Consider the following 13,386-nt stretch of genomic DNA (forward strand, 5'->3'; position numbering starts at 1 on the left):
ACGGTGGCTCCCTGTGATCAGACGAGAACCGCCACGATACCCAGCGGCTCTCGTATGGTGCCCACGACCGGGGATCGCCCGCGGCCCGGGAGGCCCGGCGGCTCCGGCGGACGGGGTCGATAACAACTGATTCGACTGCTCCGGCCGATGAGACGGATTTGATGGATTCGACGGATTCCGCGGCTCATCCTTCCAAGAGTGCCTGACCGACGTACTCCCCCGGAGCGCAGCCGCCCGGCACCGCGAACAGCGCGCTCGCCTCGTGCCGCAGGAAGCGTGAGAGGTCGTCGCCCAGGTCCAGCTTCCGCTGCACCGGCACGAACCCCTTCATCGGATCCGCCTGCCAGGCGATGAACAGCAGCCCGGCGTCCGGCGCCCCGTCCTCGCGGAAGCCGTCGTGGTACGAGAAGGGCCGCCGCAGCATGGCCGCGCCCTGGTTCGACGCGGGCGCCGCCACCCGGACGTGGGCCGCCCCGGCGATGGCCAGCGAGCCGTCCCCGTTCACCTTGTCCAGCCGGACCGGGGTGTCCTCCGTACCGCCGGACAGCGGGGCGCCGTCGGACTTGCGGCGTCCGATCACCTTCTCCTGCCGCTCGAGGGAGAGGTGGTCCCAGGAGTCCAGCAGCATCCGGATCCGCCGGACCACCGCGTAGGAGCCGTGCGCCATCCAGGCGGGCTCGCCCTCCGCGGGCACGAACACCCGCCGCTGGAAGTCCTCGTCCGACGGCTTGGGGTTGTTGGTGCCGTCGATCTGGCCCATCAGATTGCGGGCCGTCATGGGACGGCCGGTGGCGCCGGGCGTGCGGTTGAAGCCGGTCATCTGCCAGCGCAGCCGGGCGGTGCCGCGCGCCTCGCGCTGGAGGGCGCGCAGCGCGTGAAAGGCGACCAGCCCGTCGTCGGCACCGATCTGGATCCACAGATCGCCGTTGCTGCGCTTGGCGTCCAGCGCGTCCGAGGCGAAGTCGGGCAGCGGGGCCAGCGCCGTCGGTAGCCGGTCCCTCAGCCCCGCCCGGCCGAAGAAGGTCCGGCCGAAACCGAAGGTGACGGTGAGGGAGGAGGGGCCCGCGTCGAGCGCGATCCCCGTGTCGTCCGGCGGTGCCTCGCCCTCGGTCAGCTGCCCGGCCGTCCTCGACCAGCGGCGCAGCAGCGCGGCGATCGCCTTGCGGTCCGCGCGGGGGGCGAGGTCGAAGGCGACCAGATGCCCGTGGGCCTGGAGCGGGGTGGTGATCCCCGCCTGGTGTCTGCCGTGGAACGGCACGGTGGTGCCGCCCACCGAGGTGAGCGGCTCCGGGTCCGAGCGCCTGGCCTCGGCGGCGTACGCACCGGCGGCGGCGCCCGCCACCAGCCCGGCCGCGCCCGCGGCGCCCGCCGTGCCCAGCAGGCGGCGGCGGGAGATCCGCGCGCCGGGGCTCTCCGGCCCGTCCTTCCCCCGGTCCTTCTCCTCGTGGTCGTTCCCGGGGCTCTTCCTCGGCTCCCGCTGGGTGTGCTGCTGCGTTGTCATTGCGCGATCTTCACGGTCTTCGTCTCCGTCACCTGGTCGATGTCGGAGGTGCGTACGGTCAGGGAGATCTGCCAGGCGCCGCCCAGGGGCAGCTTCACGCTCTCGGTGCTCCAGTGTCCGGTGGACAGGTGCTCCAGTGGTACCCGGAGCGGTCCGATGGACTTCTCCTTGAGGGTCAGCGAGAGCTTGACCTCCTCGGCGTCCACGGGCCGGTCGGCCCGGTCGAGGAGGAAGACATGGAGCGTGTTGTCCCCGGCGAGCGCCGGGTCGAGCATGACCACGGCGTTGCCGCGGCCGCTCTTGCTGCCGGTGTCGTACGGGATCTCCACGCTCACCGGGTCGACGCCCAGCGGATCGGGCGCGGCCGCGGCGGCGGGCTGCCCGGTCTCGGCCCGGCCGGGCTGGGTGCCGCTGAGCACGGTGGCCACCGCGAGCAGCACCACGGCCACGAGCGTCTCGGCCAGCACCGAGCGGCGCAGTGCGCTGCGCACCGGGTCGGCGTCCCGCTTGCGCTGGGCGGCGGTCCTGTCGACGGCGGCCCGCTGGCGGGCGAGCTGGGCGGTGCGCACGGGGTCGTCCGTGGCGGTGTCATCGGAGTCGTCGTCCGCGGAGGCGTCGTCCTCCGACGCGTCCGAGCCCTTGGCGCCGGAACCGGTGCCGGACCGTACGGCGGCCGTGCGGTCCGCCCGTCCGGCCGTCGCCGCCGCCGTGACCCTGGCCTTCTTCGCCCCGGTCTCGGCGTCCGCCTCCTCGTCGGTCCCGGCGTTCTCGGTCCCGGCGTTCTTCTCCGCCGCGTCCGTCAGACGTCCCGTCCAGCGGCGCGAGACCGCGGCGACACCCACCAGCACCGCCATCAGGCCGACCTTGAGCAGCAGCCACTTCCCGTATTCGGTGCCGGTCAGCGCCTTCCACGAACCCACCTGCCGCCACGACTGGTAGAGGCCGGTGAGCACCAGGGCCACCACCGAGCCGAAGGCCAGCCGGGAGAAGCGGCGCACCGCCGTCCGGCCGACCGGTTCACCCGCGCGCAGCGCCACCGCCAGCGCCGCCAGTCCGCCGAGCCACACCCCGACCGCGAGCAGATGGATCACGTCCACCGGCATCGCCAGCTCCTTCTGGATGCCGACGGAGGCGTGTTCGGCCATCGCCCAGGTCGCGGCGATCCCCACCGCGACCACCGTGCCGCCGAAGCCGAGCCCGAAGGCCAGGTCCTGACGGCGCCCGTGGTCGATCACCACGTCGTCCCCGTCGTCGCCCGCCGCCTTCGCCGCCTCGGCCTCCTCGGTGTGCCGGGTGTACGTGCCGAAGAGCACCGCCAGGAAGACCGCCGCCGCGCCGAGCAGCAGCAGCCGCGACAGCATCGCCGCGCCCGGTTTGGTGGACAGCACGTCGCCGAGCCCGCCGAGGTCGAAGACCGCGCCGATCCCCTCGCCCCCGGTGTACGGGCCGCGCAGCAGCAACAGCGCCAGGGTGGCCGCGAACAGCGTCACCCAGCCGCCGACGGCGATCTTGCGGACCGACCGCGAGGACCGGCAGACCCCGGCGAACACGCTCGCACCGACCAGCGCCGCGAAACCGCCGTAGGCCGCGTAGCGCCCGATCCCGTACAGCGTGCCGACGGTGCTGTCGGACTCCCCGCCCTTGGACACCTTGACGGTGGTCTCGGACGGGGCGCCGATGGAGAAGGTGGTCGCGCCGTTGACCGGGTGGCTGTCCTCCGAGACCACCTTCCACGCCACCGTGAACGTGCCCTCCGGCAGCCCGGAGTGCAGCCTGACCGCGGCGGTCGAGGTCTTCCCGGCCACATGGCCGGGCTTCCCGGTGTCCACGCGCTTGCCCTTGGGGTCGAGCACGCGCACCGAGTCGTCGGAGAGCAGCACGCCCTCCGAGAAGTTCAGCGTGACCTCCGTGGGCGCCGTCTTCACCACCGACCCGTCGCGCGGGTCGGTCGAGGTGAGCGCGGCGTGCGCGGACGCGGTGTTCGCGCCGACGGTCAGCGCGCACAGCAGCGCGGCGAGCAGGGTCGCGCAGACCGCCGCCAGCCGCCGGGCGGTGACGGCGACGGTGGTCCTGGCGGTCCCGGCCGAGGTCGGGGAGGTCAGCGAGGGCATCGGGCGTCAGTCCTTGGGGCGGTACGTCGTCGGCTCGACCGGGACTTTGATCTCGATGGGGTCGGAGGTCGCGAAATGCAGGGTGAACTCGACCTTCTCACCGACCTTCGGCCGGTGGGTCAGTTTTGTCAGCATCAGATGATCTCCGCCGCCGGCCAGCTCCAGCCGCCCGTTCGCCGGAATGTCGAGCGAACTCACCTGCTTCATCCGGTTGTCCGTGGTGTGGTGCAGGGTGACGTCGGAGGCGAGCGGGGTGGTGACGGAGGTCAGCCGGTCCGCGCCACCGGTGTTCCGCACGGTCAGGAAGCCCGCGGCCATGTCGTCCATCGACGGCTGGGGGAGATACGCACCGCTGACGGACAGCTTCGGACGGCCGCCGCCGTCCTTGCCGCTCCCGCCGTCGTCGCCGCCGGGTCCGCAGGCGGCGAGCGCCGCGCACAGGCCGACGGCGAGCGACGCGGCGGCGGTCTTGCGGAGGTGGGCGCCGCCGGTCACGGGTTCTGCCCCTTGACGATCTTCGGCAGGTCCTTGGTGTACTGCTCGGCGGTGGTGCCCGTGGTGTAGATCCAGTGCCCCTTGTTGTCCTGGGGCGCGTAGCCGACCACCTCGGCGCCGTGGCCGACGGTGATGCTGCCGTCCTTCTCCTTCTTCGGCTTGTCGACGTAGATGCCGAGCGTCCGGGCGGCGGCCTGGATGGTGTCGAACTCGCCGGTGAGACCGACGAAGTCGGTGCCGCCCTGGGCGTTGAGCCAGGAGCGGATCCGCTTGGGGGTGTCGCGGGCCGGATCGGTGGTGACGAAGACGACGCGGAGCTTGTCGCGCTCGGCCTTGGAGAGCTTCTTCTCCGCGATACCGAGGTTGCTCATGGACAGCGGGCAGACGTCCGGGCAGTGGGTGTAGCCGAAGAAGAGCAGGGTGGGACGGCCCTTGGTCTCCTTGATCAGGTCGTACTTCTTGCCGTCGGTGTCGGTCAGGACCAGGTCCGGCTTGGCCTTCTCGTTGCCCTTGTCGAGCGAGATCGCCTTCCCCGACTGCCGGCCGCCCTTGACCTCGGCGGTGGCCGCTTTCCCCTTGTCGCCGTCGCCGTCGGAGCCGCCACAGGCGGTCAGCGCGAGTGCGGCGGCGGCGACAACAGCGGTGCCCAGGATGGTGGTGCGCATGGAGCTGTTCTCCCGTGAGAGGTGTGGATCGGTGGTGTGTGCGTGGGTACGGACGTGCGGGCGGCGGGCGGAGGGCCCGCCGCCCCGGTGTGACCGCGGCGCCGGGTCAGGACGCGCGCGGTCACACCGTGAGGTCACGCCGTGGACACCGGTGGGTCAGGCGGAGCGGCGGCGGCTCGCGAGAACACCGAAGGCGACACCGGCGGCGCCGACGACGATGCCCGCGATGCCCAGCACCCGGGCGGTGGTGTCACTGCTGTCGCCGTCCGAGTCGGCGGCCGCGGTCTTCTCGCCGTCCTCGCCCTTGTCGTCGCCCTTGTCGTCGTCCTTGTGACCGGCGGGCGTCGCGCCGTGCGCGTCCGAGCCCTCGGCCGGGGCGACCAGCTTGAGGACCGGTGCCGGGTTCTCCGGCTCGGCCTCGCCCTCCTTGGGCTCCTCGATCCAGCGCACGACCTCCTTGTTGTCGTACGTCTGGAGCGCCTTGAAGACGAGCTGGTCGGCGTCCTCGGGCAGCTCGCCGACGGAGAGCGGGAACTGCTGGAACTGGCCCGGTTCGATCTTGCCGCCGGTCCAGGTGACCCTGCTGACCGCCTCGGTGATCTTCTCGCCGTGCATCTCGATCGGCTTGGCCAGCTTGGTCTTGGTGACCTTCACCTTCCAGCCGGGCACCGGCTGTGGCATGACCGAGGCGAGCGGATGGTCGGTCGGCAGCGTGACCTCCAGCTTGGTGGTCGAGGAGTCGTCACGCTCGTTGGGCACCTTGAAGTTGACGGTGCTGTAGCCGCCCTTCTCGGCCTCTCCGGGCTGCACGGTGACATGCGCGAAGGCGGGGCCGGCGGCGAGCAGCACCAGGCCGCCCGCGGTGAGGGCACCGAGAACCGGCAGACGACGAAGACGCATGGTGTTCATGGGAGTACTCCAGGGATCCGCATACGGATGATCAGTGGGTGGCGCGCGTGCGGCGAGGCCGCGGCCGCCCTCCGGACCCGCTGGAGGAGCGTCGCGTCGGTCAGGCCGCGAGGTCGTGGCGCGGCGGGCCCCGTCTGATCACGCTGTGCTGGAGTACGAGGGCGGTGGTGGCGCCCTCGTCGGGCTCGGCCCGGCGCGGTCGCCGCGGCCCGGCCGACGGCAGCCCGGCGAGCCCGGTCAGCAGGGCCCGCACCAGCCGCAGCGCGGCGCGCAGACCCCGGACGAGCGCCACCTCGGCCACCTCGCGCGCCCCCTCCACCGACAGCCCCACCGCCCGCCACACGGCCATCTCGCCGCGGCGCAGCAGCCAGCCCATGACGACGGCGGCCAGCAGATGCCCCAGCGCCATGGGCAGCGACGGCAGCAGGCCGTCGAGACCGGGGCCGTGCGCACCGCCCGGCAGGGCGGAGAGGGGCGCGGAGTGCATGGTGTGTGCGGCGTGCACGTCCTGGACCGAGGACGGGTCGATACCCGCGCGCTCGACGATCCGGTGCGCGGTGGCGGCGTCGATCCGGCCGGGCACGGGGGCGCACAGCAGATGGGCGGCCAGGCTGATCACCCGGCCCTCCTGTCCGTCGGCCCGCAGGGCGGCGGCCGCCTGCTGCTGTCCGAGCCCGAACACGGTGTGCAGGACCAGCTGGCCCAGGGCCAGCACCGTGGCGATCCCGGGCAGCGAGCGCTCCCGCCCGGCCAGCGGCACCACCACCGAGAACAGCGCCGCGGCGCCCACGCCCACCGTCCACAGCGGCACCGTCGCGCAGGACGCGAGCACATGCCCGGCCGCGGACAGCACAACGCAGACCGCGGTGAACACCGCGGCCCGCAGCATGCGCAGATCGGCGCCCGCACGGGCGACAGAGGAAGCCATGGCCGCGCCATCATCCCACTGGGCAAATGCGTTACCTACGGCGGGTAGGGCGTACCGGCGCACACCGGGACAGGCCCATACACCGGTGCGCCCACCGTGCGCGTCCGCCGAATGAGCGGAGTCACGTCAATCGCACGCTTACGGACCATGGACCCAGGCAATACGTAACGGTATGTCGAGCCGCGGCCGGGAGGCTGGAGCATGAGCATCTGGTGGTCACTCCATTTGCCCCGCGAGGCGGCGAGCGTTCCCCTCGCACGACGACTACTCCTCGGCACGATGGAGACGGCCGGGGTGGACCCGGAGATCTCCTACGACCTGTCGGTCGCCCTCTCCGAGGCATGTGCGAACGCGGTGGAGCACGGCGGAGCCGACGGCACGGGGGGTGATTACCGGGTCACGGCCTTCATCGACGGCGACACCTGCCGTATCGAGGTCACCGACTCGGGGCCGGGATTCGCCCAGCGCGGCACCGTCCGTCGTGGACCGCGCACCCGCAGTGAGCGGCGGCCCGCCACCCCGCGCAGACCCCAGCATCCGCACGGTCCGGCTCCCGCGCAGGCGGAGCACGGCCGGGGGCTGTTCCTCATCGAGGCCCTCACCGACCATGTCCGCTACCGCGACCGGCCGGGCCGCGGCGGCGTGGTGGTGAGCTTCGACAAGATCCTCAAGTGGCGTGAGGACTCGCTGCTCAGGGCGTCCTGACGGGGGCACGACGCGGGCAACGGGCCGCAGCCGAGGTCAGCGGATATCGCGGTACGGGACCTCCGGGAGATATGTGGACCAGTCGGCGCGCGACAGGCCGCCGCCCGCACCTTCGCGGACGGCGGCGGTGGCGCGGGCCGGGTCGGCGGGCTCGCTCGTCATGGCTCGGGCCGTCGCTCAGCCGGTCTTCGGGGGCGGCTGTTCGGGCGGCAGCGCCCGGCACAGGGCGTCCAGCGCCGCCGGGAAGGAGTGCTCGGGCGGGGTGGCGTAGCCGACCACCAGCCCCTCCAGCGGGGGTGTGGTCGCGTCCGGGTGCCGGTAGCCGGCCAGGCCGTCGAGGGCCAGCCCCTGCCAGGAGGCGGCCTGGACGGCGGACCGCTCGGTGCCGGGCGGGAGTTCGAGCACCGCGTGCAGCCCGGCGGCGATCCCGGAGACCCGGATGTGCGGGGCGCGCTCGGCGAGCGCGGTCACCAGCGCGTCCCGGCGGCGCCGGTAGCGCAGGCGCATCCGGCGCACATGGCGGTCGTAGCCGCCGGACTCGAGGAAATCCGCGAGCGTCAGCTGATCGAGCGCGCTCGCCCACCCCTCCCGTTCGCCCTTGGCGGCCAGCAGCACGTCGACGAGATGGTCCGGGAGGACCATCCAGCCAAGACGCAGCGCCGGGGAGAGGCTCTTGCTGACCGAGCCCAGGTACAGCACCCGGTCCGGGTCGAGCCCCTGGACGGCGCCGACCGGCTGGCGGTCGTAGCGGAACTCCCCGTCGTAGTCGTCCTCCAGGACGAGTCCGCCGTTGGTGCGCGCCCAGTCGACGGCCGCGGCGCGCCGCTCGGGGTGCAGCGGACCGCCGGTCGGGAACTGGTGGGCGGGGGTGAGCAGGGCCGCCCGTACGGTCCGCAGGGCGGGGTGGGAGGCCAGCTCCTCGGTACGGGCGCCGTGCGCGTCCAGCGACAGCGGGACCGTAGGCACCCCGGAGGAGGACAGCAGCGAGCGGTGGAAGGCCAGCCCGTACGACTCGACCGCCAGCGCCGGGCGCAGCACCCGGGTGCCGCTGAGCAGCCGCAGGGCGTGGGCGAAGCCCGAGCAGACCACGATCCGGTCCGGGTCGGTGCGCACCCCGCGGGCCCGGGCGAGGTAGTCGGCGAGGGCGCGGCGCAGTTCGGGCCGGCCGTGCGGATCACCGGGGCCGAACGCCTCGTTGGGGGCGGCGGTCAGGGCGCGGCGGGCGGAGGCGAGCCAGGCGGTGCGGGGGAAGGCGGCGGCGTCCGGCTGGCCCTGGAGCAGGTTGTGGGTGGGGCGCGGGGCGGGGGCGGCCCGGCGTCTGCGGGTGCCGGGGGGCGTCGCGGCGGGACGTCCGCCGCGCTCACGGCCGCCGGTGCGCTCACGGCTGCCGGTGCGCCGGGGCGGGGGCGGTGCGGTCCGGGGGGCCACCCGGGTCCCGGAGCCCTGGCGGGCGGTGAGCCAGCCCTCGGCCACCAGCTCGGCGTAGGCGTCGGCGACCGTGTTGCGGGCGATGCCGAGGTCGGCGGCGAGGGAGCGGTAGGGCGGCAGCCGGGTGCCGGGGGCGAGCCGTCCGCCGCGGACGGCCTCGCGCAGCGCGCTCATCAGCGCGGTGCGGCGGCTGCCCGCGCGGGTCAGCTCCAGATGGAGGTCACTGCCGAGGATCTCCGCCGAATTGACCCGCGATTCCGCCATGGAAATGCACCCTACAACCTGTCGCATCGGGGCTTAGATTCATCGTCATGACAACAACGACTGCGACGACGACTGCGACGACGACAGCGACTACGGCGACGACCGCGACCGCGGGCCCGGTGCCGGGGACCCGCCCCGCACGGGTCGACTTCGCCAAGGCGGCCCCCAAGGCGTTCAAGGCCCTCATCGGTCTGGACGCCGCCGCGCGGGAGGGCCTGGACCCGGCTCTGGTGGAGTTGGTGCAGATCCGCTCCTCGCAGCTCAACCACTGCGCGTACTGCCTCCACATGCACACCACCGACGCCCGCGAGGCGGGCGAGAGCCCCGAGCGGATCAACCTGGTGGGGGTCTGGGAGGAGGCGGGCGATGCCGGGTTCTACACCGAGAAGGAGCAGGCCGCCCTCGCGCTCACCGAGGCGGTCACCCTGCTGCCGGGCGGTGTCCCGGACGAGGTGTACGAGCGGGCCGCCCGCCACTTCGGGGAGGCTGAGCTGGCCCGGCTCATCGCGCTGATCTTCACCATCAACGCCTGGAACCGGATCGCGGTGACCACCCGCAAGGCGCCCGGCAAGGGCTGACGGCGGCGGAACGACCGACGGCGGGCAGAACGGCCCGGCGGCGGCACGGGGGAACGGCGGCGGGAACGGGGGAGCGGCGGTGCCGCTCCCCGCTGGGCTCCGCGGAGCCGCGAGATCAGCCGGTGAGGCGGGCCATCCACGCCTCGACGTCATCGGCCCGGCGCGGCAGCGCGGCGGACAGATTGCGGTTGCCGTCCTCCGTGACCAGGATGTCGTCCTCGATCCGGACGCCGATGCCGCGGTACTCCTCGGGCACGGTCAGGTCGTCGGCCTGGAAGTACAGACCCGGCTCGACCGTGAGGCACATCCCCGGCTCCAGGGTGCCGTCGACATACGTCTCGGTACGGGCCACGGCGCAGTCGTGCACATCCATGCCGAGCATGTGGCCGGTGCCGTGGAGGGTCCAGCGGCGCTGGAGACCGAGCTCGAGCACCCGCTCGACCGGGCCCTGGACCAGGCCCCATTCGACCAGCCTGGTGGCCAGGACCCGCTGGGCGGCGTCGTGGAAGTCGCGGTACTTCGCGCCCGGCTTGACGGCGGCGATGCCCGCCTCCTGCGCCTCGTACACCGCGTCGTAGATCTTGCGCTGCAGCGGGGAGAAGGTGCCGTTGATGGGCAGGGTGCGGGTGACGTCGGCGGTGTAGAGCGTGGTGGTCTCCACGCCCGCGTCCAGCAGCAGCAGCTCACCGGGGCGGACCTGGCCGTCGTTGCGCACCCAGTGGAGGGTGGTGGCGTGCGGCCCGGCGGCGCAGATGGAGCCGTAGCCGACGTCATTGCCCTCGACCCGGGCCCTCAGGAAGAACGTTCCCTCGATGTAGCGCTCGGAGGTGGCCTCGGCCTTGTCCAGGACCTTGACGACGTCCTCGAAGCCGCGGACCGTCGAGTCGACCGCCGCCTGGAGCTGACCGACCTCGAACTCGTCCTTGATCAACCGCTGCTCGCTGAGGAAGACGCGCAGCTCCTCGTCGCGCTCACCGGTGACCTTGTCGGTCAGCGCGCCCTCCAGCCCGGCGTCATGGCCGCGCACGATGCGGACCGGACCGGTGGCGGCCTTCAGCTCCTCGGCGACCGTGCGCACGTCCTTCACCGGTACGCCGAGCAGCCGCTCGGCCTCGGTGAGGCTGTTCCTGCGGCCGACCCACAGCTCGCCCTGGCCGTCCAGCCAGAACTCGCCGTTCTCCCGGTTGGAGCGGGGCAGCAGATAGAGGGTCGCGGTGTGGCTCTCGCCGCCCGCCTGCGGCTCCAGGACCAGGACGCCGTCCTCGGTCTGGTCGCCGGTGAGGTAGGTGTACTCGGTGGCGGCGCGGAACCGGAACTCCGTGTCATTGGACCGGGTGCGGAGCTTGCCCGCGGGGATGACCAGGCGCTCGCCGGGGAAGCGCGCGGAGAGCGCGGCACGGCGGGCGGCGGTGTGCGGAGCCTGCTCGATGGGCTCCAGTTCGTACAGCTCGGTGTCCGCCCAGCCGGACTTCATGTTCGCGGCGAGCTCGTCGGAAACGCCCGGGTACAGGCCGTTCTTCCGCTGCTGGATGGGCTGCTCCTCGGCCTCCGGGGTCTCCAGGGCTTCAGGAGTGGGCTCCTCGGTCACGTCATCCTCCTCGAACTGGACCTCTCCCATGGTAGGTGGGGGGATACGGCGGCAGGGAGGGCGGAGAGGGCCATGTCGCACCGGTGCCACCGGGCGTCACCGGGCCATCCCGGGCGCCACGTCGCAGCGGGCGGCTCAGCCGGAGCGGGCGACTCAGTCGCAGCGGGCGGCTCAGCCGGAGCGGGCGACTCAGTCGAAGCGGGCGGCGAGCAGGACCAGGTCCTCGGTGCCGTCCCCGGTGTCCACGCCACCGGGCAGCACGGTGCGCAGCACATGGTCCAGCAGCGCGTCCGGGTCGCCGCGGACCGCCTTGGGCGCGCTCGCGGCCGCCGCCTGGAGCCGGGTGAAGGCGCGGTCCATGGGCCCCCCGGTGCGGTGCAGCAGCCCGTCGCTGTAGAAGAGGAGCGTTTCTCCACAGGCGGGCTCCACCTCCACACTCGGCGCCTCCCAGCAGGAGAGCATCCCCAGCGGCGCGGACAGTGTGGTCTCCACGAACTCGGTGCGCCGCTCCCCGGTGATCAGCGGCGGGCAGTGTCCGGCCCCGGCCAGCACCACCCGGCGCGGACCGGGCTCGCAGTAGGCGAACAGGGCGGTCGCGGAGCGGGCGGGTTCGGTCAGGCGCAGCAGCAGTTCGAGATCGGAGAGGACGGCGACCGGATCCTCGCCCTCCATCACCGCGTACGCGCGCAGGGAGGCCCGCAGCCGGCCCATCGCGACCACGGCGCTCGGCCCGGACCCGGTCACCCCGCCGACGGAGAGCCCGAGCGCGCCGTCGGGCAGCGGCAACGCGTCGTACCAGTCCCCGCCGCCGGACGGACCGGGGTGGTGGCGGACGGCCAGCCGGACCCCGGGGACCCGGGGCAGCCGGGCGGGCAGCAGCTCCTCCTGGACGGTGCCAATGGCGGCGCGGGCCCGGCGGAGTTCGAGGAGACGGACGAGGTGGGCGGCGGCGTAACGGCAGTACAGGCCCACCAGATGGCGCTGGCGCTCCCCGGGTTCGGCGGGCTCGTCGTAGAGCCAGGCGGCAGCGCCCAGCCGTCCGGCGGGGCGGGTGGCGCCCACGGCGGCCGCGATGCCCGGTACGCCCTCGGCGGTACGGGCCGGGCCGGTGCGGACGGGGCCGCCGCGGACGGGGTCGGTGCCGCTCGCCGTGGGGTCGCCCGGAACCGCTCGGTCCGCGGTGGCGACCGTACCCGCCACGGTGTCCGCGTCGGGGCCGGGGGAGGGCACGGCGGGGCCCGGCGGGGTGGCGGCGCCCGGGTCTTCAGGAGCAGGGAAGGTGTCCAGCGGTACGGCGTAGCTGGCGGCGAAGCCGAGCCGGGCCGCCACCTCACGATGGCGGGGGTCGAGATCCGCCTCGCTCGCGATGTCGGGGTGGGTGACGTCGGCCCGCCGCTCGCCGTCCGGCTCGGGCAGCCCGTCGAGCAGATGACCGGCGGAGGCGGAACCGCGCGGGATCGTCTCGATCTGGCCGAGGTCGGCATGGCCGAGGCCGAGGCCGACGGTGGTCACCGGGCCGAGCCCGTCGGCCGGTTCGAGCGCCACCAGCCCGCGCTGGGCACCGACCAGGGCGGCACCCGCGCGCAGCAGTTCGTGCAGCGCGTCGTCGAGCGTGTCGGTGCGGGTCAGCCGCTCGGTCAGCTCATGGAGGGTGGTGAGGTCCGACACCCAGCCGGCGAGACGGTCCTGAACGCCAGGATCCGGGTCCGGGCCGGGGTCCGGAGGGGCGGCAGGCGGCGTAACGGGGTCGGCAGTTTGCGTGGGCGCCGGGAGGGAAGAATCGATTCCAGCCACTTTCGGCAGGTGGGGCGGGTTCATGGCCCGCTGCTTTCGCCCGCCGCGTCCGGCTTGCTCAATAGCATCGCAAACCCCCTGTCGTGCTGCGCCGCTACTGTGCCGCTACTGTCTCCAGATGTACACGCACCCAAGAGGCGATGTCCAGCATTGTCCCGGTGGTCTTGTTAGTGTCTGGGGGGAATTGAACTTGGCTGAAAAGAAGTCGTTAGGCTGTCAATTTGGGGTCGACTGACGTCAATCGACAGCGCGTCGTCTCCACCGCGGCGGGTACACATCGGAGAGGGGCCGGGGGCAGTTCGTATCGCCCCGGAACCCCGCGGCCGGTCCAGGCGTCATAGACCACAAGGGCCGCGCCCATCCCCGAGTGGCGAGGAAACGCACCACCAGGACGGCAAGCGCCAGGCGCGCGCCACCCCT

At 73.2% G+C, this 13,386-nt stretch carries 12 protein-coding genes; 2 read left to right on the forward strand and 10 right to left on the reverse strand.

Annotated elements, in window-relative coordinates:
* Positions 1–184 precede the first annotated feature (184 nt).
* The 6 genes from efeB to HUT19_RS20605 form a co-directional block, all read right to left on the reverse strand.
* The gene (gene efeB / locus HUT19_RS20580) at positions 185–1,501 is read right to left on the reverse strand and encodes an iron uptake transporter deferrochelatase/peroxidase subunit (protein WP_176181883.1); all 1,317 of its coding nucleotides are present in this window, start codon (positions 1,499–1,501) and stop codon (positions 185–187) included.
* Entirely contained in the window at positions 1,498–3,612 is a 2,115-nt protein-coding gene (locus tag HUT19_RS20585) for a copper resistance CopC/CopD family protein (RefSeq protein ID WP_176181884.1), read from the reverse strand. The genes efeB and HUT19_RS20585 overlap by 4 nt, the downstream gene beginning before the upstream one ends.
* Positions 3,613–3,618: 6 nt before the next feature.
* Positions 3,619–4,107, reverse strand: a complete 489-nt coding sequence (locus tag HUT19_RS20590) for a copper chaperone PCu(A)C (protein WP_176181885.1) — start codon at positions 4,105–4,107, stop codon at positions 3,619–3,621.
* Positions 4,104–4,772: an SCO family protein gene (locus HUT19_RS20595; RefSeq protein WP_176181886.1), complete on the reverse strand. Its 669-nt coding sequence runs from the start codon at positions 4,770–4,772 to the stop codon at positions 4,104–4,106. The genes HUT19_RS20590 and HUT19_RS20595 overlap by 4 nt, the downstream gene beginning before the upstream one ends.
* 156 nt (positions 4,773–4,928) lie before the next feature.
* Positions 4,929–5,672: a YcnI family protein gene (locus HUT19_RS20600; protein WP_176187097.1), complete on the reverse strand. Its 744-nt coding sequence runs from the start codon at positions 5,670–5,672 to the stop codon at positions 4,929–4,931.
* A gap of 109 nt (positions 5,673–5,781) precedes the next feature.
* Positions 5,782–6,609: a hypothetical protein gene (locus tag HUT19_RS20605; protein WP_176181887.1), complete on the reverse strand. Its 828-nt coding sequence runs from the start codon at positions 6,607–6,609 to the stop codon at positions 5,782–5,784.
* A gap of 201 nt (positions 6,610–6,810) precedes the next feature.
* Here HUT19_RS20605 and HUT19_RS20610 point away from each other — a divergent pair, with 201 nt between their 5' ends.
* Positions 6,811–7,314, forward strand: a complete 504-nt coding sequence (locus HUT19_RS20610; RefSeq protein ID WP_176181888.1) for an ATP-binding protein — start codon at positions 6,811–6,813, stop codon at positions 7,312–7,314.
* A gap of 36 nt (positions 7,315–7,350) precedes the next feature.
* Here the strand turns inward: HUT19_RS20610 and HUT19_RS43995 are convergent, their stop codons facing one another.
* Entirely contained in the window at positions 7,351–7,476 is a 126-nt protein-coding gene (locus HUT19_RS43995) for a hypothetical protein (RefSeq protein WP_303331979.1), read from the reverse strand.
* 15 nt (positions 7,477–7,491) lie between these two features.
* Positions 7,492–9,006 carry a PLP-dependent aminotransferase family protein gene (locus tag HUT19_RS20615; RefSeq protein WP_176181889.1) on the reverse strand — a complete coding sequence of 505 codons (1,515 nt, stop codon included), beginning with the start codon at positions 9,004–9,006 and terminating at the stop codon, positions 7,492–7,494.
* Between the two features lie 47 nt (positions 9,007–9,053).
* Between HUT19_RS20615 and HUT19_RS20620 the strand changes: the two genes are divergently transcribed.
* A complete protein-coding gene (locus HUT19_RS20620) occupies positions 9,054–9,584 on the forward strand; it encodes a carboxymuconolactone decarboxylase family protein (protein WP_176181890.1) in 531 nt (176 codons plus the stop codon).
* 115 nt (positions 9,585–9,699) lie between these two features.
* On the opposite strand, the gene HUT19_RS20625 is transcribed toward HUT19_RS20620, so the two are convergent.
* Positions 9,700–11,202 (reverse strand): aminopeptidase P family protein, encoded by a 1,503-nt coding sequence (locus tag HUT19_RS20625; RefSeq protein ID WP_176181891.1) that lies wholly within the window; start codon positions 11,200–11,202, stop codon positions 9,700–9,702.
* A gap of 159 nt (positions 11,203–11,361) precedes the next feature.
* Positions 11,362–12,990, reverse strand: coding sequence for a GAF domain-containing SpoIIE family protein phosphatase (locus HUT19_RS20630; RefSeq protein ID WP_176181892.1), 1,629 nt, complete (start codon positions 12,988–12,990; stop codon positions 11,362–11,364).
* Positions 12,991–13,386 lie beyond the last annotated feature (396 nt).

Source organism: Streptomyces sp. NA02950 (assembly GCF_013364155.1).
In the GTDB taxonomy this organism is placed as follows: domain Bacteria; phylum Actinomycetota; class Actinomycetes; order Streptomycetales; family Streptomycetaceae; genus Streptomyces.

What these genes read in the sequence shown, in the direction of transcription:
- HUT19_RS20625 (WP_176181891.1), bottom strand. Translation starts at nt 11,202, where the DNA reads ATGGGAGAGGTCCAGTTCGAGGAGGATGACGTGACCGAGGAGCCCACT.
- HUT19_RS20630 (WP_176181892.1), bottom strand. Translation starts at nt 12,990, where the DNA reads ATGAACCCGCCCCACCTGCCGAAAGTGGCTGGAATCGATTCTTCCCTC.
- HUT19_RS20605 (WP_176181887.1), bottom strand. Translation starts at nt 6,609, where the DNA reads ATGGCTTCCTCTGTCGCCCGTGCGGGCGCCGATCTGCGCATGCTGCGG.
- HUT19_RS43995 (WP_303331979.1), bottom strand. Translation starts at nt 7,476, where the DNA reads ATGACGAGCGAGCCCGCCGACCCGGCCCGCGCCACCGCCGCCGTCCGC.
- HUT19_RS20615 (WP_176181889.1), bottom strand. Translation starts at nt 9,006, where the DNA reads ATGGCGGAATCGCGGGTCAATTCGGCGGAGATCCTCGGCAGTGACCTC.
- HUT19_RS20600 (WP_176187097.1), bottom strand. Translation starts at nt 5,672, where the DNA reads ATGCGTCTTCGTCGTCTGCCGGTTCTCGGTGCCCTCACCGCGGGCGGC.
- HUT19_RS20610 (WP_176181888.1), top strand. Translation starts at nt 6,811, where the DNA reads ATGAGCATCTGGTGGTCACTCCATTTGCCCCGCGAGGCGGCGAGCGTT.
- efeB (WP_176181883.1), bottom strand. Translation starts at nt 1,501, where the DNA reads ATGACAACGCAGCAGCACACCCAGCGGGAGCCGAGGAAGAGCCCCGGG.
- HUT19_RS20585 (WP_176181884.1), bottom strand. Translation starts at nt 3,612, where the DNA reads ATGCCCTCGCTGACCTCCCCGACCTCGGCCGGGACCGCCAGGACCACC.
- HUT19_RS20595 (WP_176181886.1), bottom strand. Translation starts at nt 4,772, where the DNA reads ATGCGCACCACCATCCTGGGCACCGCTGTTGTCGCCGCCGCCGCACTC.
- HUT19_RS20620 (WP_176181890.1), top strand. Translation starts at nt 9,054, where the DNA reads ATGACAACAACGACTGCGACGACGACTGCGACGACGACAGCGACTACG.